Raw genomic sequence first — 21,257 nt, forward strand, 5'->3', positions numbered from 1 at the left:
CCGTCACATGAACAAGCACATCTCTCCCAGGATGAACCGCCGCGCCTTCGTCGTCGGCACCGCCGCTGTTGGCACCGGCCTCGCAATCGGCCTCGACCTGCCCTTCGGCGGACCCGCCGTGGTCCGCGCGGCCGACGGCTCGCCCGAGGTCAACGCCTGGGTCGTGGTCCGGCCCGACGACACCGTGGTGATCCGCATTGCTCGCTCCGAGATGGGCCAGGGCTCGCTCACCGGCCTCGCTCAGCTCGTCGCCGAAGAACTCGAATGCGACTGGTCGAAGGTGACGACCGAATATCCGACACCCGGCCAGAGCGTCGCCCGCAAGCGGGTCTGGGGCGATTTCTCGACCGGCGGCAGCCGCGGCATCCGCTCTTCGCAAGACTATGTCCGCAAGGGCGGCGCCACCGCGCGCATGATGCTGATCGAGGCTGCCGCGAACGAGTGGAAGGTGCCGGCCTCCGAATGCACCGTCGCCAGGGGCATCATCACGCACAAGGCATCGGGCAAGACGACGACTTACGGCAAGGTCGCCGAAGCGGCCGCCAAGCTGACACCGCCGGCCGAGGTCAAGCTCAAGGATCCCAAGGACTGGACAATCATCGGCAAGGGTCTGCTGCGGCTCGACACCGCCGACAAGACCACCGGCACGATGGTCTACGGCATCGACGTCAAGCTGCCGGGCATGCTGAACGCCGCGATCAAGGACTGCCCGGTGTTCGGCGGCAAGCTGAAGAGCTATGACGAAGCGAAGGTCGCCGGCATGAAGGGCGTCAAGAAGGTCGTCAAGGTCGGCGATACCGCGGTCGCGGTCGTTGCCGACACCTGGTGGCACGCCAAGACCGCGCTCGACGCGCTGCCGATCGTCTGGGACGAAGGCGACAACGCCAAGGTCTCCAGCGAGTCGATCGCGAAGTGGCTGGCCGAGGGCCTCGACAACGACCAGCCGGCCTATGTCGGCAACAAGAACGGTGACGCGAAAGCGGCGATCGCCGGCGCCGCCAAGAAGGTCGAGGCCGTCTACAGCTACCCCTACCAGAACCACGCCACCATGGAGCCGATGAACGCTACTGCGCTCTACACGGCGGACAAGTGCGAGGTCTGGTGCGGCACGCAGAATGGCGAGGCGGCCTTCGCGGCCACGCTCGAAGCCTCGGGCCTGCCGGCAGAGAAGTGCGACGTGCACAAGGTGATGCCCGGCGGCGGCTTCGGCCGGCGCGGTCAGACCGACTATGTCCGCCAGGCGGTCATGATCGCCAAGCAGATGCCGGGCACGCCGATCAAGCTGGTGTGGTCGCGCGAAGAGGACATGGCGCACGGCAGGTATCACCCGATCACCCAGTGCAAGATGACCGGCGCATTCGACGCCAACAACAATCTGGTCGCGTTGCACTACCGCCTGTCCGGACAGTCGATCCTGTTCTCGCTGCGTCCCGAAGCGCTGCAGAACGGCATGGATCCGGCCGCATTCCAGGGCGTCGCCCAGTCCGGCGAGGCCGCGTTCGGTTACTCGGTGCCCAATCTCCTGGTCGAGCATGCGATGCGCAACCCGCACGTTCCGCCCGGCTTCTGGCGCGGCGTGAACGTCAACCACAACGCGATCTACATGGAATGCTTCATGGACGAACTGGCCCAGGCCGCAGGTCAGGACCCGCTCGAATTCCGCCGCAAGCTGATGGGCAACCATCCCAAGCATCTGGCGGTGCTCAATGCCGTGGCCGAGAAGATCGGCTGGACCACACCGGCGCCGAAAGGCATCTATCGCGGCATCGCGCAGGTCATGGGCTATGGCAGCTATGTGGCCGGCGCCGCCGAAATCTCGGTGACCGACGGCAACAAGATCAAGGTGCATCGCATCGTCGCCTCCACTGATCCGGGCTACGTCGTCAACCCGGCGCAGGTGGAGCGGCAGATCGCCGGCTCCTTCGTCTACGGCCTATCCGGGCTGTTCTACGGCGGCTGCACCGTCAAGGACGGCAAGATCGAGCAAACCAACTTCGACACCTACAATTCGATGCGCATCAACGAGATGCCGAAGGTGGAATCGGTGATGGTGCCGAGCGGCGGATTCTGGGGCGGCGTCGGCGAGCCGACCATCGGAGTAGCGGCACCTGCGGTGCTCAACGCCTATTTCGCGGCGACGGGCAAGCGCATCCGCTCGGTGCCGCTGCGCGACCAGAACATCACCTTCGCCTAAGAGACGCCGCGGCGGCCACATCGGCCGCCGCGGCATTTTCTGGACAACGCTCATGAATGTGCCGGTGACACGGCGGAATGCCCTCCTCGGCATCACCGCTGTAGCCACATCGCTCGCCACACCTTCGATCCTGCGCGCACAATCGGCGGGCCGCATCGTCGTGGTCGGCGGCGGCTTTGGCGGCGCAGCCTGTGCGCGTGCGCTCAAGCGTGCGCAGGCCAACTTGCAGGTCATCCTGATCGAACCCAACGCGGTCTTCACCTCCTGCCCTTTCAGCAACGAGGTGGTCGCTGGCTTGCGCGATATTCACGCCCAACAGTTTGACTATGACAGGCTCGCCGCGGAGGGCATCATCGTGATCGGCGAGGCCGTGACCACGATCGGATCGCAGCAGCGCAGCGTCATGACGGCTGATGGCGTTGCACTGCCCTACGACCGTCTCGTGCTCTCTCCCGGCATCGACTTCAACTTCGAAGCCCTGCCCGGCTACGACGGGACCACCTCGGAGAAGATGCCGCACGCCTGGAAGGCCGGCCCGCAGACACTGCTGCTGCGCCGGCAACTGGAGGCGATGGACGATGGCGGCACGGTCGCCATCGCGATCCCTGCCAATCCCTCACGCTGTCCGCCGGCACCTTACGAGCGCGCCAGCCTGATCGCCCACTACCTGAAAATGAAGAAGCCGCGCTCGAAGGTGCTGATCCTCGATGCCAAGGACAGTTTTTCGCAGCAGCGGCTGTTCGAGCAGGCCTGGAAAGAGCTCTACGGCGACATGATCGAGCGCGTGGGACTGTCGCAGGGCGGTCGTGTCACCTCGGTCGATCCTTCGACCCGGACCATCATCACCGAGTTCGGCAACTACACGCCCGACGTCGCCAATGTCATCCCGCCGCAGCGTGCCGGGCACATCGCCGAGGTCGCGGGCGCTGCGGATGCGACCGGCTGGTGCCCGATTGATCCTGTGACCTTCGAGTCAAAACTCGTCCCCAACATCCACGTCATCGGCGACGCCTGTCTCGGCGGCGGCATCCCCAAATCGGCCTCCGCCGCGAGCGCGCAAGGCAAGGCCTGCGCGGCCACCATCGTCAGCCTGCTCGCGGGCCGTGCACCGGAAACGCCGCGCCTGAACGGCGTCTGCTACAACATCGTCGCCCCCGGTTACGGCTTCTCGCTTGCAGGCAACTACCAGCCCAAAGGCGATATCTTTGCCGAGGTCGAGGGCGGCGCGACCAGCCCGGTCGATGCGCCGCGCGAAACGCGCGCCCGCGAGGCGGCGGAGGCCGAGCGCTGGTTTCACACCATCACGGCGGACACTTTTGGCTAGAGCATCCGTCCATATCGCAGCGCTGATTGCCGCCAGTGTTGCCTGCGCTGCGAACGCGAACGAGCTTGTGCCTTACAGGATCGCCGGCGACGGCATCGCAGAGTCGCTCACAGGCTCGACCGGTGATGCCGCACGCGGCCGCGCATTGGTGCTGGCGCGCACGACGACCTGTATCCTCTGCCATTCCGGCCCGTTTCCGGAAGCGCGGTTCCAGGGCGACCTCGCGCCCGATCTTGCCGGCACCGGGAACCGCTGGACGGCGAGCCAGTTGCGGCTTCGGCTGGTTGACGCCTCGCGCTTCAACGCGGAGACGATGATGCCGTCCTATTATCGCAACGCCGGCCTCGTCCGCGTCGGGCGCAATTTCGACGGCAAGCCGATATTGTCGGCTGCGGAAATCGAGGACATCGTGGCCTTTCTTGCAACGCTTCGGGACTAGGACTGTTCATGCCAGCCACGCGACGACAATTCTTGAGCCTTGCCGGGAGCGTGACGGTGGTCGGGACGATCCCGATCGTCACGCTGCGGCCGCTCGACGCGACACCGGCAATGCTCAGCACCGCAATCCGGAATGTCGTCGGTGAAGCGTCGATCCGCAACGGCAAGGTGAAGCTCGATATTCCGCCGCTGGTCGAGAACGGCAACACGGTGCCGATGACGGTGAGCGTCGCGAGCCCGATGACGGCGACCGACTACGTCAAGAGCATCCACGTCTTCAACGAGAAGAACCCGCAGCCGAACATCGGCAATTTCTATCTCAACCCCTCCTCCGGACGTGCCCAGGTCTCGACCAGGATCCGGCTCGCCGACACCCAGAAGGTGGTGGCGATCGCCCGGCTCTCCGACGACACGTTCTGGCAGGTAACAGCCGACGTGGTCGTGACCCTGGCCGCCTGCACCGAGGAGGTGAACTGATGGCCGCCCTCATCAACGTTCCCGCCAAGGCGAGGCGCGGCGACGTCATCGAGATCCGCATGCTGACCTCGCACATCATGGAAACCGGCTTTCGCCACACCATGGACGGCGCGCTGGTGCCGCGCGACATCATCACCAGCTTTACCTGCCGCTACAACGGCACCGAGATCTTTCGTGCCGATCTGTTTCCGGCGATCGCCGCCAACCCATATCTGTCCTTCTTCACAGTTGTGCACGAGAGCGGCAAGTTCGAGTTCGAATGGATCGGCGACAACGGCTATTCATCCACCGCATCGACATCGATCACGGTCGAATGATTTTTTGGCGCGCGATAGCGGCGGCGGCACTGCTGACCGTGACCCCCGCCCTGCTCGCCGGCGAAATCCCGCCCGAGGCGCGCCGCTCCGGCTATTCCTTCATGGGGTCCGAGACGCGCGCCATGCAGGACGACGACACGTCCAATCCGGGCATGCTGTTCGTGCTCGACGGCGAAGCACTGTGGGGAAGGAAGACCGGCGGCGCCGACAAATCCTGTGCCGACTGCCATGGCGACGCGCGCACCAGCATGAAGGGCGTCGCGGCGCGCTACCCCGCCTTCGACAAACCGCTCAGCCGCCCCGTCACGCTCGACCAGCGCATCAATCTCTGCCGCGCTGATCATCAGCAGGCAGCGCCGCTGCCTTACGAGAGCCGCGACCTCTTGGCACTGTCCGCCTTCGTCGCCCACCAGTCCCGCGGCGTCGCGATCACGGCTGGCGATGCCCCCGAATTGAAACCGTTCGTTGCGCAGGGCCGCGACCTCTTCATGCAGCGCGAGGGTCAGCTCAACCTCGCCTGCGCCAATTGCCACGACGACAATTTCGACAAGCGCCTCGCCGGCGCACCGATCACGCAGGCGCAGCCGACCGGCTATCCGCTCTACCGGCTGGAATGGCAGACGCTGGGATCGCTGGAACGGCGCTTGCGCAGCTGCGTGACCGGCGTTCGCGCCCAGGCCTTTGATTACGGCTCGCCCGAACTGGTCGCGCTCGAGCTCTATTTGATGTCGCGGGCGCGCGGCTTGCCGATGGAAACGCCGGCCGTCCGGCCCTGATGGTCGATTGGGGCTAGACAGGCTCGGCACGGTCGCTGGCAGGCGACGTCAAGGGCGGATGATCGTCCGCCCGCGATCGCTCGTTTCGCGGAGCTCGTGCGCGGATACGATTGCGCCGGCATCACCAGCCAATGCGCAGGCTGACCCGCCCGCCGGCGACCTTCTCGTCGGGCCCATAGCCGATGCCGCCGTTGAACTGCATGTTTCCGTTGAGGCGAACTGCCGCGTTGAACGCCAGACCGTTGGCTCGCTCGAAGGTTCCGTAGTTCATCGACATGGCGAAGCGCTCGTTCGGCAGCAGCGTCGGCACGCCGGCCATCGCAAAAGCCATGGCGACGCCGCTGGTCGCCTTGCTGGTCCGGCTGTTGAGGTCGTCGAGACGACCGTTGATGGCGCTGAGATCACCCGTCGAGGCTATACCGAGCGCGCCGAGGGTCGTGGTCGCGAGGTTGCCGGCGCCATCGGACGTTACAAGCTGTGTCGCGCCGCTTTGCGCGGCCTTGCTTGCCGACGAGGTGATGCCGGCCATGGTGTAGGTGTTGCTCGCCGTGCCGAACGTCTGCTGGTTAGCGCGCGTCGCTGTAGCGCCATTGCCGATGGCGGCAGAGTTGGCGAAATCCGCGCTGGCATTGTTGCCGACGGCAACGGCATTGGCGCCGGCAACCGATACGGTGCTGCCGATTGCGATGGCGCCTGAGCCGGACACGGTCGCCGCGTTCGCCATGACCAGCGCATTGGGCGCATTGACGGCGTTGCCGGAGCCGAACACCGAGGACCCAGCGGCGCTCGCCGTTGCGGCCACAGCGTTGTTGGAGCCGACCACGTTGATGTTGTCGCCGCGGCCGGCCAGGATGGCGCCGTTGACCGTGTTGTTGGCGCCCAGCACGAAGCTGCCATTGCCGCGGACGACCTGGCCGGTGCCGAACGCGCCGCTGCTGTTGCCGGTGACGCTATTGCTCGCGCCGACCGCGGTGCTGTTGGCGCCGGTGACCACACTGTTGGAGCCGACAGCCGTCCCGTTCGTGCTGCCTACATTAGCAACCGCCCAGGCGCCGACCGCCAGCGAACTATCGCCGGCCGCGTAGCTGCTCGTGCCGTAGGCCGAGCTGGACATGCCGGTCGCAGTGCTCCAGCCGCCGGCTGCGGTCGCGTAGTCGGCGGAGGCATGGGAGCTGGTCCCCACCGCCGAGGACATCCAGCCGGCGGCACTGCTGTTGGAGCCAACGGCCACGGCGAAGTCGCCGCTCGCATTGCTCACATAGCCGTAAGCTGAGCTCTCGTAGCCGCTGGCGGCGCTCTGCGCCCCGGTGGCGGAGGTGTACCGGCCGGCCGCGGTGGCGCCATAGCCCACCGCGACGGTTTGCTCGTTGGTCGCCTGGCTCAAGGCGCCGGCAGCAAGGCTGAAATTGCCAAAGGCGTTGCTGGACGCGCCGTAGGACGAGGCTGATGCGCCGCCGGCCGTGCTGCCGGTGCCGCAAGCCGTGCTTCCGGCGGAGCCGGCACCCGCGCCGCCGGTGCCGTTGCTGGAGTCGACGCAGACGAACTGTGCCTGCGCGGATCGAGCATCGAGCAAGGCGCCAAGCACGATCGCCGCCGCTACGCAGATCGAGGCTGGCCGCGTTCGGCGCCACGCCGCACCTCTCCCCGTCCGTGCCGTCGTCTCGCCGATCCTTCCCTCGGCCAGCCGCGCCGCAAAACCGATCCCCAGCGTCTTCATCGCTCTGCCTTCACGTCATTGCAAATTGTGGAGCCGCGAAACACACGTCTGGCCCGCGCGCAATAATATGAATATTCGTGTCCGGAGACTGCGGTTCGACGGTGCGGAAACTTGCCTGATCGTCCCAATTTGCAGACCAACTGCCGGAGGGAGCGGCCTGGCATGACGAGAATTCCGTATCTGCGCTTTGATACTGCGGAGCTGCCTTCCGCCGAGCGCCTCGACCGCTACCGCGCGATTCTCACGCACTATGAAGTGTCACTCCCCGACGGCACGGATCGGGATGATTTCGAAGTCCATGCCGAGGCGTGGCTGCTCGGAGGCCTGGTCGCCGCGGCCACCCGGATGGGACCGGTGCGCTTCACCCGCTCCGCCGCGCTGGCAAAGGCCGACGGCCGCAATTCATTCGCGCTCTTGCTGCTCCGGCGCGGCGCCTGGAGCGGCGAGGTCGACGGCGAGCCGATTTCGGCCGGCCCCGGTCAAGTGCTAGTGCTGGATCTGACGCGGCCCTTCGACGGCATCGCAACGGCGACCGACACCATCAGCCTGGACGTCGAGCGTGATCCTATCGTCAGCGCCGCGCCCGATGGCCTCGATCTGCACGGGCTCGTTCTTGATGGTGCCGCGGGCCGGGTTCTCGCCGACCAGATGACGCTGCTGCGGCGAAGGCTTCCGGCGATGGACGAGACCGACGCGCCCGAAGCGGTCCGAACGACGCTCGGGCTGCTGCGCGGATGCTTTGGCGTGGCCGCGCGGCCGCGCGAGCAAGGACTTGACCGGCGTGACGTCGGGATCCTGCATCGCGCCAGCCGTTTCATCGACCAGAATTTGGGCCACAGCGACCTGTCGGTGGCGACCATCTGCCGCGAGATCGGTGTGTCGCGCTCAGTGCTCTATCGCGTCTTTGCGCCACTCGCAGGCGTCGCCGACTACATCCGCGGACGACGGCTCGAGGCGATCCATGTGCTGCTCGACGACTCGGGCGAGGATCGCTGGAATGCAGAGATCGCCGCCGAATTCGGCTTCCTGAGCCAGGCCCATTTCAGCCGCAGCTTCCGGCAACGCTTCGGCTACTCGCCGCGCGCCGCGCGCGACGCCCGGCTGCAAGATCTTGCAGCAGCAGTCGAAGCCGGCCCGGAGCTATTCCGCGAGTGGATCGGCCGGCTCGGCTGAGTTACCCCGCAGAGCCGAAAAGCAAACGGCCGGACGACTCCTCGTCGCCCGACCGCGATCGACAGGCCTCGCCCAGCCTACTCCGCCGGTGCGGCGTGCAGCTCCGGATGCGCGGCATAGTGCTCGGTGGCGCCGAGCTTGCTGGCCGCGAACAGGCCGGCCGCCATCGCCGCATAGGCGAGTGCCACCGCGGGCGTGACGCCGAAGCCGCCGCCGATGCCGACGGCTTCACCGTGCATGAAGCCGAAGTAGGTGAGCACGGCGCCGACCAGGGCGAAGCTTGATGCCTTCTCGAAGTCGCGCTCGATGATGAACACTCCGATCGCGCCGAGGATCAGGCCGCCGAGGATGGAGCCGCCGCCCATGACTTCGAGTCCGCGATAGAACACGCCCTGCTGCGGCAGCGCTGCGATCGCCGCGGCCTTGACCGCGTCGGCCTTGTCGGCGGCGAGACCACCGACCGAGGTCGCCGCCATCATGGTCGAGCCCAGCATCGTATCGATCTGGAGCTTGGCCCAGGCGGCCAGATGCGGCGTCAGGGCCAGCACGATCGCCGGCGCGTGCTTGACCGGTGTCGTCTGGAACGCCTGCGCGCCGATCAGCATGCCGATATAGAGCAGGATCGGCGAGATCGCGACGACGGGCACGAGTGCCAGCAGTACCGAGATGATGCCGAACCACGCCAACACGACCACCATGATGCCGGTCGCAGCCGAATAGCCGATGCGGCCACCCATCGCCTTCCAGCCGGGATGACCGATATAGACGGCGTTGATGAAGGGGTTGCCCATCAGGCAGCCGATCAGGCTGACGACGCCGTCGGCGGTCAGCACGCGCGTGGTCGGATATTCGTCGCCGGCCGCTTCCGCGCTCTCGACATTGTCCATGGCCTCGACGAGGTCGTAGATGCCGAAGGGAATGGCGGTGACCAGGATGATGCCGAGGAATTCGAAGCCGGAGAAGACGTAACCCACCGCCGGGATCGGCACCGAGAAGCCGAAGTTTGCGAAGGCGTCACCGACGCCCTTGACGCTCAAGCCGCCAAGACCGAGGCCGAACAGGTTCGAGCCCCAGGCGATGACCATGCCGACCGCGATCGCGACAAGACCGGCGGGAATGCCGCGCCAATATCTCACGCCGCCGAACCAGCTCACCAGGATGATGGCGAAGCAGACCAGGCCGATCTGCGGCGTCATGTACATTTCGAGTGCGGGCCGCATCGAGATGAAGGTGACGGAGACGCCTGCGAGCGTGCCGAGCAGCGCCGCGCGCGGCGTGATCCTGCGAATGAACGGCGCGATGAAGCCACCGATCATGAGAATGAAGCTCTGGAAGAACACCCAGACGAGGCCGGCCGACCAGCCCTTCAGCGGATCACCGGTCTTGATCGTGATCGGCAGCATGATCACGAAGGTGACGATGAACATGTGCGGCACGCTGACGCCGGAGGGCAGCGCGCAGACGTCGGTGCGGCCGGTCTTCTGCGCTAGTCGATAGGCGAGATACGCGTAGTAGAAGGTCGACAGGCACATCATCAGCCCGAGCGCGGGCAGGATGCGGCCGAACACCAGACTATCCGGCATCTTCAAGACGAAGCGCAACAGCCCCGTGAGCACCAGCATGTTGACGAGAATGTTGGTGCCGAAACCGAAAAATGCGTTCCAGTCGCCCGGTGTCCATAGTGCCGGCTTGAACTCGGACGTATTGCTCTCAGATTTGCCAGCCGTCCCCGTCAATGCGCTCATGATATTTCCCCTATGTGGCCGAAACCTTCATTGCCTCCAAAACCGCGGCTGAGTCCGCGACCCAGCCGAAGATGCCGCCCTGGGCCTTGATCATCTTCAGGCCCATCTCGTGAAATTCGGGGAAGTAGGATGCGCAGCCGTCCGAGATGACGACGCAGCGATAGCCGCGGTCATTGGCTTCGCGCACCGTGGTGTTGACGCAGACCTCCGTGGTGACGCCACACACCAGAAGATTCTCGATGCCGTATTTCTCCAGCACATCGGTGAGTTCGGTGGCGTAGAACGCACCCTTGCCGGGCTTGTCGATCACGACTTCGCTGTCGAGCGGATAGAGTTCTGGAATGATGTCGTGACCGGCCTCGCCGCGAATGAGAATGCGCCCCATCGGGCCGGGATCTCCGATGCGAAGGCTCGGCGCGCCGCGCTCGACTTTTGCCAGCGGCGCATCGGAAAGATCAGGCAGATGCCCCTCGCGGGTGTGGACCACCAGCATGCCGCTGTCGCGCGCCGCGTTCAGCAGCGCACCGATCGGCTTCACGGCGCGCGCAAGCTGGCTGACGTCATTGCCGAGGGTCTCGCCGAACCCGCCGGGCTCCATGAAATCGCGCTGCATGTCGATGATCACGAGCGCGGTACTCGCCCAATCGAGCTTGATCGGCTCGGGCTCGGCGCTGATGACGCCCGGTGTCGGCTTGGTTGAGTTCAACATGACTCAAGGCCCCCGCGAGAACTCTCCGGGAGTTCTGCAAACGCCGTGCCATTGTGTACAATAGCTTTGGAGCATAGGGCGTGAGGGAATTCGTTGCGTGCTCAAAAACTTACGCCCGTAACCGGTCGCTGCTTATTCCCTGTGCGACGGCTTTGCGACGTGCATTTGCTTAAAGGATGGGCGGCGAGGCGGCGTGTCACTCGCCGTCATTCCGGGGCGACGTGCAAGCGTCGAGCCCGGAATCCATTTCACGTCATGGCTCGTGGCCCGATGGATTCCGGGCTCGCGCTACGCGCGCCCCGGAATGACGAGGAGAGTGTGCTGCGACGCCTTACCTCTACCGCCCCGCCCCATACAGTTGCCGATACACCTCCTCGTGCGGCGCATACGGATCCTTCAGCGTCGCCTGTTCAGCAGCATCTTCGCCACCGCCGCGCCCCACTTATCGAACACGGGCGTCTTCACCCATGCACTCTCGGTGCGGCGGTTGCCGGAGAGCGCGACGAACAGCGGCACCGGATCAACCTGATCCACTGGAAGCCATGACTGGCGGTAGCGCCACGGATGCGGCTAGCCGTATTGACTTCGCTGGCCCATGCTCTTGACTGTCGTAATTCGCGTCGCGCAGCCGCAATCCCTCCCGCAGCGCAAACCCCACGCCGAACGAAAGACAAGGACTTCCGAAATGACGCTGATGCAGGTCGAGCTGGACGACAAATACCGGCTCGAATCGAAGCGGATCTTCCTGTCCGGCACGCAGGCCCTGGTTCGATTGCCCATGCTGCAGCGCGAACGCGACCGGCTCCAGGGGCTCAACACCGGCGGCTTCATCTCCGGCTATCGCGGTTCCCCGCTCGGCATGTACGACCACGCGTTGTGGCGCGCGAAGTCGCACCTCCAGCAGCACGACATCGCCTTCGTGCCCGGCCTCAACGAGGATCTGGCCGCGACCGCCGTCTGGGGCAGCCAGCAGGTCGGCCTGTTTCCCGGCGCCAAGGTCGATGGCGTGTTTGGCATCTGGTACGGCAAAGGCCCCGGCGTCGACCGCTCGGTCGATGCGCTCAAGCACGCAAATGCGGCCGGCACCTCGCTCAATGGCGGCGTGCTGGCGCTCGCGGGTGACGACCATGGCTGCCAGTCCTCGACGCTGGCGCATCAGAGCGAGCAGGTGTTCGCGGCAGCGCTGATCCCCGTGATCAATCCGGCGACGCTGCAGGATTATCTCGATCTCGGCCTCTACGGCTTCGCGCTGTCGCGCTTCTCCGGCTGCTGGGTCGGCTTCAAGGCGATCAGCGAGACCGTGGAGAGCTCGGCCTCGATCTACAGCGACCCCGAGCGCATCCAGATCAAGCTGCCCGATGATTTCGAGATGCCGCCCGGCGGTCTCAACATCCGCTGGCCCGATCCGCCGCTGGATGCCGAGCGGCGCCTGTTCGGCCCGAAGATGGCCGCGGTGCAGGCTTTTGCGCGCGCCAACCAGCTCGACCGCATCGTGCTGGATTCCAGGCCGGCACGGCTCGGCATCGTCGCGACCGGCAAGGCCTATCTCGATTTGCGCCAGGCGCTGGCCGATCTCGGCATTACCGACAAGGACGCGCAGGACCTCGGCCTTCGCATCTACAAGGTCGCGATGACCTGGCCGCTGGAAGAGAGCGGCGCGAAGCGCTTCGCCGAAGGTCTGCAGGACGTGCTCGTGGTCGAGGAGAAGCGCGGCTTCATCGAAGACCAGCTGATGCGAATCCTCTACAACATCGATGCGTCCCGGCGCCCGACCGTCACCGGCAAGCGCGACGAGAGCGGCGCGCCGCTGCTGCCGAGCGAAGGCGAACTGACGCCGACCATCGTTGCATCCGCGCTGGTGGCGCGACTTCGCAGGCTCGGCCATCACAGCCCGGTGCTGGAGCAGCGTCTCGCCCGGCTCGAGGCGTTCGACCACCCCGTCACTGCCACCACGCAGATCAAGCTCGCGCGCACGCCGTTCTTCTGCTCGGGCTGCCCTCACAACTCTTCGACGAAAGTGCCCGAAGGCAGCCGCGCCATGGCCGGCATCGGCTGCCACGGCATGGCCCTGAGCATGCCGACCCGCCGAACCGATCTGATCTCGCACATGGGCGCCGAGGGCGTGAACTGGATCGGCCAGTCGCCCTTCACCACCGAGCAGCACATCTTCCAGAATCTCGGCGACGGCACCTACACGCATTCCGGGCTGCTCGCACTGCGCGCGGCCTCCGCCGCCGGCATCAACATCACCTACAAGATCCTCTACAACGACGCCGTCGCGATGACCGGCGGCCAGCCGGCCGAGGGCGCCTTCAACGTCGCGCAGATCGCGCATCAGGTCTGGGCCGAGGGCGTCAAGCGGCTCGCGATCGTCTCCGACGATCCGGGCAAGTACCCGGAAGGCAATTACTTCCCGCAGGGCGCGACCATCCATCACCGCCGCGAACTCGACGCCGTGCAGCGCGAGCTGCGCGACATCAAGGGTCTCACCGTCGTCATCTACGACCAGACTTGCGCGGCGGAAAAGCGCCGCCGCCGGAAGCGCGGGCTCTATCCCGATCCCGCCAAGCGCGCCTTCATCAACGAGCTCGTCTGCGAAGGCTGCGGTGATTGCTCGCAGGCCTCCAACTGCGTCTCGGTGCAGCCACTGGAAACCGAGTTCGGCCGCAAGCGCCAGATCGACCAGTCGAACTGCAACAAGGACTTCTCCTGCGTCGAAGGCTTCTGCCCGAGCTTTGTCACCGTGCATGGCGGCACGCTGAAGCGCATCAAGACCTCGTCAGTCGATTCAGGGCAGCTGTTCGCCGACCTGCCGCTGCCGCCGGCGCGCGAGTTGGACGGTCCCTACAACATCCTCGTCACCGGCATCGGCGGCACTGGCGTCATCACCATCGGCGCCCTGCTCGGCATGGCTGCCCATGTCGACGGCCGCGGCTGCTCGGCGCTGGACTTCACCGGCCTGTCGCAGAAGAACGGCGCGGTGATGAGCCATGTCCGCATCGCTCCGAAGCCGGAGGACATCTCCGCCGTCCGCATCACCACGGGCGGCGCCGACGTCATTCTCGGGTGCGACATGATCGTGTCGGCAGGTCCCTCCGCTCTCAGCCGCGCCGAACGCGGGGTCACCAAGGCTTACATCAACGCCGACCTGCAGCCGACCGCGAGCTTCGTGCAAAACCCCGATCTCGATTTCGAGATGGGCACGATGCAGACCGTGCTGCGCGACGCGATCGGCGAGAAGAACCTGGACATCATCGACGCGACAGGCATTGCCGCCGCTCTGATGGGCGACAGCATCGCAACCAATCCCTTCATGCTCGGCTTCGCCTTCCAGAAGGGCGCGATTCCGCTGTCGCTGGAGGCCCTGCTCCGCGCCATCGAGATCAACGGCGCCGCGATCGAGATGAACAAGCTCGCCTTCACCTGGGGACGCCTGGCCGCCCACGACATGTCGCGGGTGCGCAGCGTGGTTCAGTTCAAGAGCCGGGCGAGTGCGCCGACGAGGTCTCTCGACGACATCATCGCCACCCGCGCGGAGTTCCTGACCGGCTATCAGGACAAAGCCTATGCAGATCGCTATCTCGCGGCGGTCGCCAAGGTGCGCAAGGCGGAGAGCTCCGCGTCGCCCGCGTCGACGGAGCTGAGCGAGGCCGTGGCGAAGAACCTGTTCAAGCTGATGTCCTACAAGGACGAGTACGAGGTCGCGCGGCTCTACACCGACGGTAACTTTGCGAAGAAGGTGTCGGAGAAGTTCGACGGCGACTTTTCGCTGAAGTTCTATCTAGCGCCGCCGATCTTCGCACAGCGCGACAAGGTAACGGGCCATCTCCAGAAGAAAGAATTCGGTGGCTGGATGATCCATGCGTTCCGCGTACTGGCAAAACTCAAGTTCCTGCGCGGTGGCGTGTTCGACCCATTCGGCCGTACTGAAGAGCGGAAAACCGAGCGAAAACTGGTCGCGGATTATCTCGGCATGATCGACCAGCGGATGGCAGGGCTGAAAGCGGAGCAGATACCGCTGCTCGCAAGGCTCGCGCGCGTGCCGGAAAAGATCCGCGGTTTCGGCTACGTCAAGGAAGCCAATATCAAGCTGGCGGCGGCCGAGAAGGCGCGGCTGGAAGCGGAGCTGGAGAACAGCCAGTTCGCGGCCGCGGCGGAGTAGCAGTTAAGAGAGAAAAGGCCTCTCCTCGTCATGGCGAGGAGCCCCTGCGACGCAATCCAGACTGCCAACGCAGAAAGATTTACGGATTGCTTCGCTACGCTCGCAATGACGGAGATCGTGGATATAGCGGGGACAACGACTAGACTAGACAGATGCCTTCGCAGCACTCGGTGTCGTTACCCCGCCCTCCGCCAGATGCCTCCCTGCGATATACCCGAACGTCAGCGCCGGCCCCAACGTAATGCCCGGCCCCGGATAATTGCCGTTCATGATCGAGCCCATGTCGTTGCCGCAGGCGTAGAGGCCGGCGATCGGCGTGCCGTCCTCGCGCAGCACGCGGGCCTGGGCGTCGACCTTCATGCCGATCGCGGTGCCGAGATCTGCGGGATAGATGCGCATCGCGAAGAACGGCGCACGCACGATCGGCGCGACGCAGGGGTTGGGCTTGTGGCTGATATCACCGAGATGGCGCTGATAGACGGTACTGCCACGGCCGAATTCGGGATCGCGGCCCTCCTTCGCGTCGTCGTTGTAGGTCGTGATCGTCGCGGCAAGCACGGCGGGCTTGATGCCGATCTGCGCCGCGAGCTGCGCGATATCCGGAGCCTCAATCAACTCACCGCTCGCCACATAGCGCCGAATCCCGCGCGTGAACGGCTTGATGCGGCCGAGGCCGTAGCTCCACAGAAATTGGCGGTCGCAGACCAGATAGAACGGACGGTCCGGCTCACCCTTGCCGTCACGCAGCATGGCAAGCACGAACTCGTGGTGGGACAGCGCCTCGTTGACGAAGCGCCGGCCCGCGGCATTGACGGCTATCACGCCGGGCTTGGCGCGGTCCGTCACCGTGTGCGGGAAGACACCGCGACTGCCGTCGGCGCGGCGGAACAGCGAGGCCGGCACCCAATAGGCCGGACTCGTCGCATCCGCATTGAGCGCAGCACCGACTGTTGCCGCAAGCCGAATTCCGTCGCCTGTGCCGGATGTGCTGGTCGCCGAGACGAAACCGGCTGCCGCGGGGAAATAGCGTTTGCGCAAAGCGGCATCGTGCGAAAAGCCGCCGGTCGCGACCACCACGCCGCGGCGCGCGACAATCAGGCGATCGCGGGAGCCATGGCGGATCGCCACGCCAGCGACGCGATCGCCCTGCATCGACAGATCCTCGACGTCGGCGCTGAACAGGATCTCGACATGCCGCGCCAACAGCGACGCATAGAGCCACGCCACAAGCGCATTGCCGAGATGCAACGTGGTCCCGCGCGGACTGCGGATCCGTTGCAACGCGTATTCAGAGACCAGACGCGCCGCGCGCAGGGTCGAACGCACTGACTTTCCGACCCGGCGCAGATGCGGGATATCGAGACGGTTGACCATCATGCCGCCGAACAGCGTGAACTCCGGCAGCGGAGCGCGCAGCCGCACGAAATGCGCGCCGAGCCGGGTGCCGTCGAACGCGACCGGCTCCAGCACGCGCCCGCCTGATGTCGCGCCGAGCCGCTCCGGATAATAGTCCGGATAGGCCTTGACCGGCTGAAGACGAACCTCCGTGTTGGCTTCGAGATAGGCGACCGCCTCCGGCCCGCGCGCAAGGAAGGCAGCGCGCAAGCCGGCATTGGCGGGCTCCGGCACGGTACTCGCGAGGTACTGGACGGCATCCGTGACGCTGTCCGAAAGTCCCGCCTCTTTCATCTTCGGATTGGCGGGGATCCAGACCATGCCGCCCGACCAGGCGGTGGTCCCGCCGACGAAGGCGGTCTTCTCGATCACCAGCACGCGCAGCCCTTCGGCGGCGGCCACCGACGCCGCCGTCATGCCACCGGCACCCGCACCGATGACAATGACGTCGTAGGTCTCGTGCGCCGGCATCATACGGCGGGTTTCCCGGGACAAGGCATGACACCGTCATACCTCGCCCCGCCTGCCCAGCGCTAGCGGGCCGGCTTGCGCTCGATCGGATCGATGTCGATCGCCCGCAGACGGCCGAGCCGCAGCACGTCCATGGCGAGCCGTCGGCCGATCCGGTCACGGTCGAGCACGCGGATCAGATCGTCGACGCCGTTGATCGCGACGCCGTCGAGCCTGATCACGACGTCGCCGGGCAACAAGCCCGCCTTCGCCGCCGGCCCGTCCGGCTCGATCTGCGCCAGCAGCGCACCCATCTTGTTGTCGACGCCGGCCAGCACCGCATGCCGCCGCGGGATCGGCGCAGTCTGTCCGGCGACGCCGATATAGGCACGGCGCACATAGCCGTGGCGGATGATCTCCGACAGCACGAATTGCGCGGTGTTGCTGGCAACCGCGAAGCAGATGCCCTGCGCGCCACTGATGATCGCGGTGTTGATGCCGATCACCTCGGCATTCGACGACACCAGCGGGCCGCCGGAATTGCCGGGATTGAGCGCGGCATCGGTCTGGATCACGTCCTCGATGGTGCGCCCGCTCACCGAGCGGATCGAACGTCCGAGCGCCGAGACCACGCCGGCGGTCACGGTCGATTCAAAGCCGAGCGGATTGCCGATCGCAATCACGAGCTGGCCGCGCTTCAGGCTTTGGGAGTTGCCGAGCGCAGCATAAGGCAAGTCGCGAACGCCGTTGGCGCGCAGCAGCGCCAGATCCGTATCGGGATCGACGCCGAGCACCCGGGCATCGCCGACATTCCCTTCGACGTCGCGCAGCCGGATCTCCCTGGAGGCGCCGACCACGTGGCTGTTGGTGAGCACGAGCCCGTCCGGCGAGATCACGATGCCGGAGCCGAGCCCACCGCGTTCGCGGCCGTTCGGCACCTTCGGTCCGGTCTCGACGCGCACGACCGCAGGGCCGACACGGTCAGTGACGTCAATCACGGCATTGGAATAGGCGTCCAGCAGAGCCCGGTCATTGTCCGGGGCAGCCGTCACCGCCCGCGATGACGAGGCGTCATCGACGATGTCTGAGGTGAAATCCAGCATGATAGGAGTCCTTGAGGCTCACACAGATGGTGGCCTGCTCCTGCCTGCGCAAGTGGGCCCACCCGGGCACAGGGCTGGGCTACCCAGATGGCTAGGGCGCCCGCCGCAGCGTGCCCGCCTTCGCCTTGACCGGGTCGAGCAGCGACCAATCGCCATCGGGGAGGACGTAGCCCTTCGGGAACGGTGCACGCAGCTCGAGCCCGAGCGAGCGCAGCACACGGTCGTCGCGGTAGTAGCATTGAAGGACGACGCGAACGAGCGTTGCAGACGCCGCGCCGCCGTTCTTGCGAAACTCCTGCGCCACCGCATCGCGCCTGGCGGCATCGAGCGCGGCGAGCGGCTGACCTGCCAGCCGCGCCAGATGATCCAGCGCAGCGACTACCAATTTGGTGTCGCGGCCGAGCGTCGCCAGCATGTCGGCCAGGATCGCGGGATCGTCGGCGCCCGGCACCTTGTACTCGTCGCTGGCGGGGACGATCATCGCGGCGATGGTGCGAAGGTCGTCGCGTTGGGCGCGCGTGAGTTGATAGCTTTCGGACATGACGGCCTCAATCGAACAGATTGGCGAGGCGCTGCTTCATCTGGTCGGCGATGTAGAGCGCGAGGGCCTGGATGGTGGACGTCGGGTTCACGCCGCCCGAGGTGACGAAGATGCTACCGTCGACGATGAAGAGGTTCTTCACGTCATGCGTGCGGCCCCATTCGTTGACGACGGAGCGTTCGGGGTCGGTGCCCATGCGCGCAGTGCCGAGCAAGTGCCAGCCGCCCCATGGGATCGGCGAGTTGATGCAGAGGTCAGTCGCGCCCGCCATTTCCAGGACCTCGCGGCCGCGCGCGAGCGCGTGGTCCATCATCTTCTGGCTGTTCTCGCTGATCGTGTAGTTGATCTTCGGCGCGGGAATGCCGTGGCTGTCCTTCAGCATCGGATCGAGCGTGACGCAATTGTGCTCCTCCGGCAAATCCTCGCAGATCGCGGAGAAGCCCAGCCGGTGGCCGTTGAGCTTGCGGAACACGCGGTGATGATCGGCGCCCCACGGCAAAATGCCCTTCTGCTCGCTGACGACGGCCTCGAACACCGGCCCGGCACCGCGCACGAACTGGACGCCGTAGCCGCGCACGAAGCCGCGCGACAGGTCCGTGTCGTACCACTCCTTGCTCCACAGGCAGGTCGGCGGCGCGCGGTTGCTGTCGGTCGGCTCCTTCACATAGCCGTAGATCTGCGCATAGGGATGGAACATCAGGTTCTTGCCGACGAGGCCCGACGAATTGGCGAGGCCATTCGGAAAGCGGCTCGACGCCGAGTTCAGCAACAGACGCGGCGTGCCGACACCGTTGCAAGCGATGATGACGACATGCGCCGGCTGAAACTGCTCGACGCCGTCCTTGTCGTAGTAGACCACGCCCGTGGCCATGCCGTTCTCGTCGGCGGTGATCTCGCGCACCCGGCAATGCGTGCGCAGCTCGACGCCGGCGCGGACCGCCTGCGGCCAATAGGTGATGTCGGTGGAGGACTTTGCGCCTTGCGCACATGCCGGCGTGCAATGGCCGAGGTTGATGCAGCGCGCGCGGCCCTCGTAGTCCGTCGTCGCGACCGTTGTGTCCGACGGCCACCAGTGCCAGCCGAGCTTGTTCATGGCCTTGCCGAGGATCGCACCGGACAATCCGAGCGGCTGCTGCGGCATCGGCGGATGCGTCAGCGGCGACAGCGGGTCGCCCGACAGGCCTGACGTCCCCATGATGCGGTCGTTCTCTTCGAAGAACGGCGTCAGTGCGTCATAGTCGATCGGCCAGTCGTCGGCAACGCCGTCGAGCGTCTTCACCTTGAAATCGGACGGATGCAGCCGCGGCCAGTGCGCGGTGTACATCACGGTCGAGCCACCCACGGCATTGTAGTTGACGACCTTGATCGGCGAATTGTCGTCGTTGATCGGATAGTCCTCGGGCCGGCCGCGGATGTTCGGGCTGGTCGCCCACTCGCCGTAAAATTTGGCCTCCCAATCGCGGCCGGTGCTCGGATATTCCGCCGGGTTCATCCAGCCGCCCTGCTCCAGACACAGGATATGCATCTTGGTCTCGGCCAGCGACCACGCCACTGCCGCGCCTGAAGCGCCGGCGCCGATGATCAGGACGTCCACGGGGTCTTTCATCGAAACATCGTCCTCCCGCCCTCGCCGCTTCCCGGGCGATTCGGCCATCACGGCTCGCAAGGCCTGCGCAAACGATAGGATCAGAGCCGCGGCTGAGTAAAGCCACAGGCGGGGAATGTCGCACTTCGCAGGGCGCAGACCATTGGTGTTGCCACGCCCGGATGCTAGGAACGAGGCGCAAGAGCCATCGATAGCGAGAAATTATGCCCTTCGAGAATTCATTTGCCGCCGTCCGCGCATTCGCGCTGGTTCTATTTCTCGCTCTGTCGGGAATTTCGGCGCTTTCGGGACCGGCCTCCGCCCTGACCGCGGCCGCGACCGTGCGGGATGCCAATTCCATCCAGCTCGGCGACGTCACCTACCGGCTGGACGGCGTCGACGCGCCCGAGCTGGACCAGGTCTGCATCGACGATCACGCCGATCCCTGGACCTGCGGCATCGAGGCCCGCGACCAGCTGGCGAAGCTGATCAACAAGCGCTCCGTGCGCTGCGACGACGTCGGACCGGAGAAGAGCTTTGGCAAGCGGCATCGCGCGATCTGCACGGCCGAGGGCGACAAGGTCACCCTGAACGAGCAACTGATCAAGCTCGGCTACGCCATCGCCCGCGAACCGATCAAGGCCAACGTCAAGCCGGCAGCCGCCGAAGCCAAGGCGGCATCGGCCGGCCTCTGGAAAGGCTGTTTTGTTGCACCGCAAGAATTCCGCATGGGCAAGAAGGACGGCGCGCTGCTCGGCGCGGCCTGCCGCCCAGACCGCGACAAGGAGATTCGCGCGGTGCTGTTTCCGGAAGAGCTGACCATGCCGCCAAGCTGCAGCATCAAGGGCAAGCTCGCGGTGCGCGCACGCGTCACCGGTAATGTCGGCATCTATCACTTAAGGGGCTGCCCGAGCTATCCCGCGACCACCAAGCCGGACCGCTGGTTCTGCTCGGAGGACGACGCGCAGGCCGCGGGCTTCCGCAAGGCCTATAATTGCCGCCGGCCAAAATGAAGGAAACGTCAACCATCCGAAAGAGAGCCGGGACAGTATTGATCCGGAATTGATTTCTATCGGGAGTTGCGGCATCTCTAGGACCGTGCGGTAGCGCTTTTCGCTATCGCCTCCTTGGCAGCAATCCGGCTTCGGCCG

At 65.7% G+C, this 21,257-nt stretch carries 17 protein-coding genes; 9 read left to right on the forward strand and 8 right to left on the reverse strand.

Going from position 1 to position 21,257, the window contains the following annotated elements; all coding sequences use genetic code 11:
- Window positions 1–7: 7 nt before the first annotated feature.
- From WHZ77_RS24645 to soxA, 6 genes are read left to right on the forward strand one after another with little or no spacing between them, the layout of a single operon-like run.
- Window positions 8–2,194 carry a molybdopterin cofactor-binding domain-containing protein gene (locus tag WHZ77_RS24645; RefSeq protein WP_375310323.1) on the forward strand — a complete coding sequence of 729 codons (2,187 nt, stop codon included), beginning with the start codon at window positions 8–10 and terminating at the stop codon, window positions 2,192–2,194.
- A 52-nt stretch (window positions 2,195–2,246) separates the two neighbouring features.
- Complete coding sequence (locus WHZ77_RS24650; protein ID WP_375310324.1) at window positions 2,247–3,518, forward strand: FCSD flavin-binding domain-containing protein; 1,272 nt, start codon at window positions 2,247–2,249, stop codon at window positions 3,516–3,518.
- Window positions 3,511–3,957, forward strand: coding sequence for a sulfur oxidation c-type cytochrome SoxX (soxX, locus tag WHZ77_RS24655; RefSeq protein ID WP_375310325.1), 447 nt, complete (start codon window positions 3,511–3,513; stop codon window positions 3,955–3,957). Before WHZ77_RS24650 ends, soxX begins: the two co-directional genes overlap by 8 nt.
- A gap of 8 nt (window positions 3,958–3,965) precedes the next feature.
- The gene (locus WHZ77_RS24660) at window positions 3,966–4,433 is read left to right on the forward strand and encodes a SoxY-related AACIE arm protein (RefSeq protein ID WP_375310326.1); all 468 of its coding nucleotides are present in this window, start codon (window positions 3,966–3,968) and stop codon (window positions 4,431–4,433) included.
- Window positions 4,433–4,750 (forward strand): thiosulfate oxidation carrier complex protein SoxZ, encoded by a 318-nt coding sequence (gene soxZ, locus WHZ77_RS24665; RefSeq protein ID WP_375310327.1) that lies wholly within the window; start codon window positions 4,433–4,435, stop codon window positions 4,748–4,750. Before WHZ77_RS24660 ends, soxZ begins: the two co-directional genes overlap by 1 nt.
- Window positions 4,747–5,526 carry a sulfur oxidation c-type cytochrome SoxA gene (soxA, locus tag WHZ77_RS24670; RefSeq protein ID WP_375310328.1) on the forward strand — a complete coding sequence of 260 codons (780 nt, stop codon included), beginning with the start codon at window positions 4,747–4,749 and terminating at the stop codon, window positions 5,524–5,526. The genes soxZ and soxA overlap by 4 nt, the downstream gene beginning before the upstream one ends.
- Before the next feature lie 121 nt (window positions 5,527–5,647).
- On the opposite strand, the gene WHZ77_RS24675 is transcribed toward soxA, so the two are convergent.
- Complete coding sequence (locus WHZ77_RS24675) at window positions 5,648–7,243, reverse strand: hypothetical protein (protein WP_375310329.1); 1,596 nt, start codon at window positions 7,241–7,243, stop codon at window positions 5,648–5,650.
- Between the two features lie 162 nt (window positions 7,244–7,405).
- On the opposite strand from WHZ77_RS24675, the gene WHZ77_RS24680 reads away from it, so the two are divergent.
- Window positions 7,406–8,416 carry an AraC family transcriptional regulator gene (locus WHZ77_RS24680; RefSeq protein WP_375310330.1) on the forward strand — a complete coding sequence of 337 codons (1,011 nt, stop codon included), beginning with the start codon at window positions 7,406–7,408 and terminating at the stop codon, window positions 8,414–8,416.
- Between the two features lie 77 nt (window positions 8,417–8,493).
- On the opposite strand, the gene WHZ77_RS24685 is transcribed toward WHZ77_RS24680, so the two are convergent.
- The 3 genes from WHZ77_RS24685 to WHZ77_RS24695 all read right to left on the reverse strand — a co-directional run bounded on the left by WHZ77_RS24685 (window position 8,494) and on the right by WHZ77_RS24695 (window position 11,404).
- Complete coding sequence (locus WHZ77_RS24685; RefSeq protein WP_375310331.1) at window positions 8,494–10,161, reverse strand: regulator; 1,668 nt, start codon at window positions 10,159–10,161, stop codon at window positions 8,494–8,496.
- Window positions 10,162–10,171: 10 nt separating this feature from the next.
- On the reverse strand, window positions 10,172–10,870 hold the full coding sequence (locus WHZ77_RS24690; protein ID WP_375310332.1) for a cysteine hydrolase family protein: 699 nt from the start codon (window positions 10,868–10,870) through the stop codon (window positions 10,172–10,174).
- A gap of 396 nt (window positions 10,871–11,266) precedes the next feature.
- The gene (locus WHZ77_RS24695; protein ID WP_375310333.1) at window positions 11,267–11,404 is read right to left on the reverse strand and encodes a hypothetical protein; all 138 of its coding nucleotides are present in this window, start codon (window positions 11,402–11,404) and stop codon (window positions 11,267–11,269) included.
- Window positions 11,405–11,555: 151 nt separating this feature from the next.
- Between WHZ77_RS24695 and WHZ77_RS24700 the strand changes: the two genes are divergently transcribed.
- Window positions 11,556–15,032, forward strand: a complete 3,477-nt coding sequence (locus WHZ77_RS24700) for an indolepyruvate ferredoxin oxidoreductase family protein (RefSeq protein WP_375310334.1) — start codon at window positions 11,556–11,558, stop codon at window positions 15,030–15,032.
- A 144-nt stretch (window positions 15,033–15,176) separates the two neighbouring features.
- Here WHZ77_RS24700 and WHZ77_RS24705 read toward each other — a convergent pair whose 3' ends face one another.
- The 4 genes from WHZ77_RS24705 to WHZ77_RS24720 all read right to left on the reverse strand — a co-directional run bounded on the left by WHZ77_RS24705 (window position 15,177) and on the right by WHZ77_RS24720 (window position 20,127).
- Window positions 15,177–16,901, reverse strand: a complete 1,725-nt coding sequence (locus tag WHZ77_RS24705; RefSeq protein ID WP_375310335.1) for an FAD-dependent oxidoreductase — start codon at window positions 16,899–16,901, stop codon at window positions 15,177–15,179.
- 59 nt (window positions 16,902–16,960) lie between these two features.
- A complete protein-coding gene (locus WHZ77_RS24710) occupies window positions 16,961–17,980 on the reverse strand; it encodes a S1C family serine protease (protein ID WP_375310336.1) in 1,020 nt (339 codons plus the stop codon).
- A 91-nt stretch (window positions 17,981–18,071) separates the two neighbouring features.
- Window positions 18,072–18,521 carry a hypothetical protein gene (locus WHZ77_RS24715; RefSeq protein WP_375310337.1) on the reverse strand — a complete coding sequence of 150 codons (450 nt, stop codon included), beginning with the start codon at window positions 18,519–18,521 and terminating at the stop codon, window positions 18,072–18,074.
- Window positions 18,522–18,528: 7 nt separating this feature from the next.
- Window positions 18,529–20,127 (reverse strand): GMC family oxidoreductase, encoded by a 1,599-nt coding sequence (locus tag WHZ77_RS24720; RefSeq protein ID WP_375310338.1) that lies wholly within the window; start codon window positions 20,125–20,127, stop codon window positions 18,529–18,531.
- 203 nt (window positions 20,128–20,330) lie between these two features.
- Here WHZ77_RS24720 and WHZ77_RS24725 point away from each other — a divergent pair, with 203 nt between their 5' ends.
- Entirely contained in the window at window positions 20,331–21,119 is a 789-nt protein-coding gene (locus WHZ77_RS24725; RefSeq protein ID WP_375310339.1) for a thermonuclease family protein, read from the forward strand.
- Window positions 21,120–21,257 lie beyond the last annotated feature (138 nt).

Source organism: Bradyrhizobium sp. A5, from assembly GCF_042076515.1.
Taxonomy (GTDB): Bacteria; Pseudomonadota; Alphaproteobacteria; order Rhizobiales; family Xanthobacteraceae; genus Bradyrhizobium; species Bradyrhizobium cosmicum.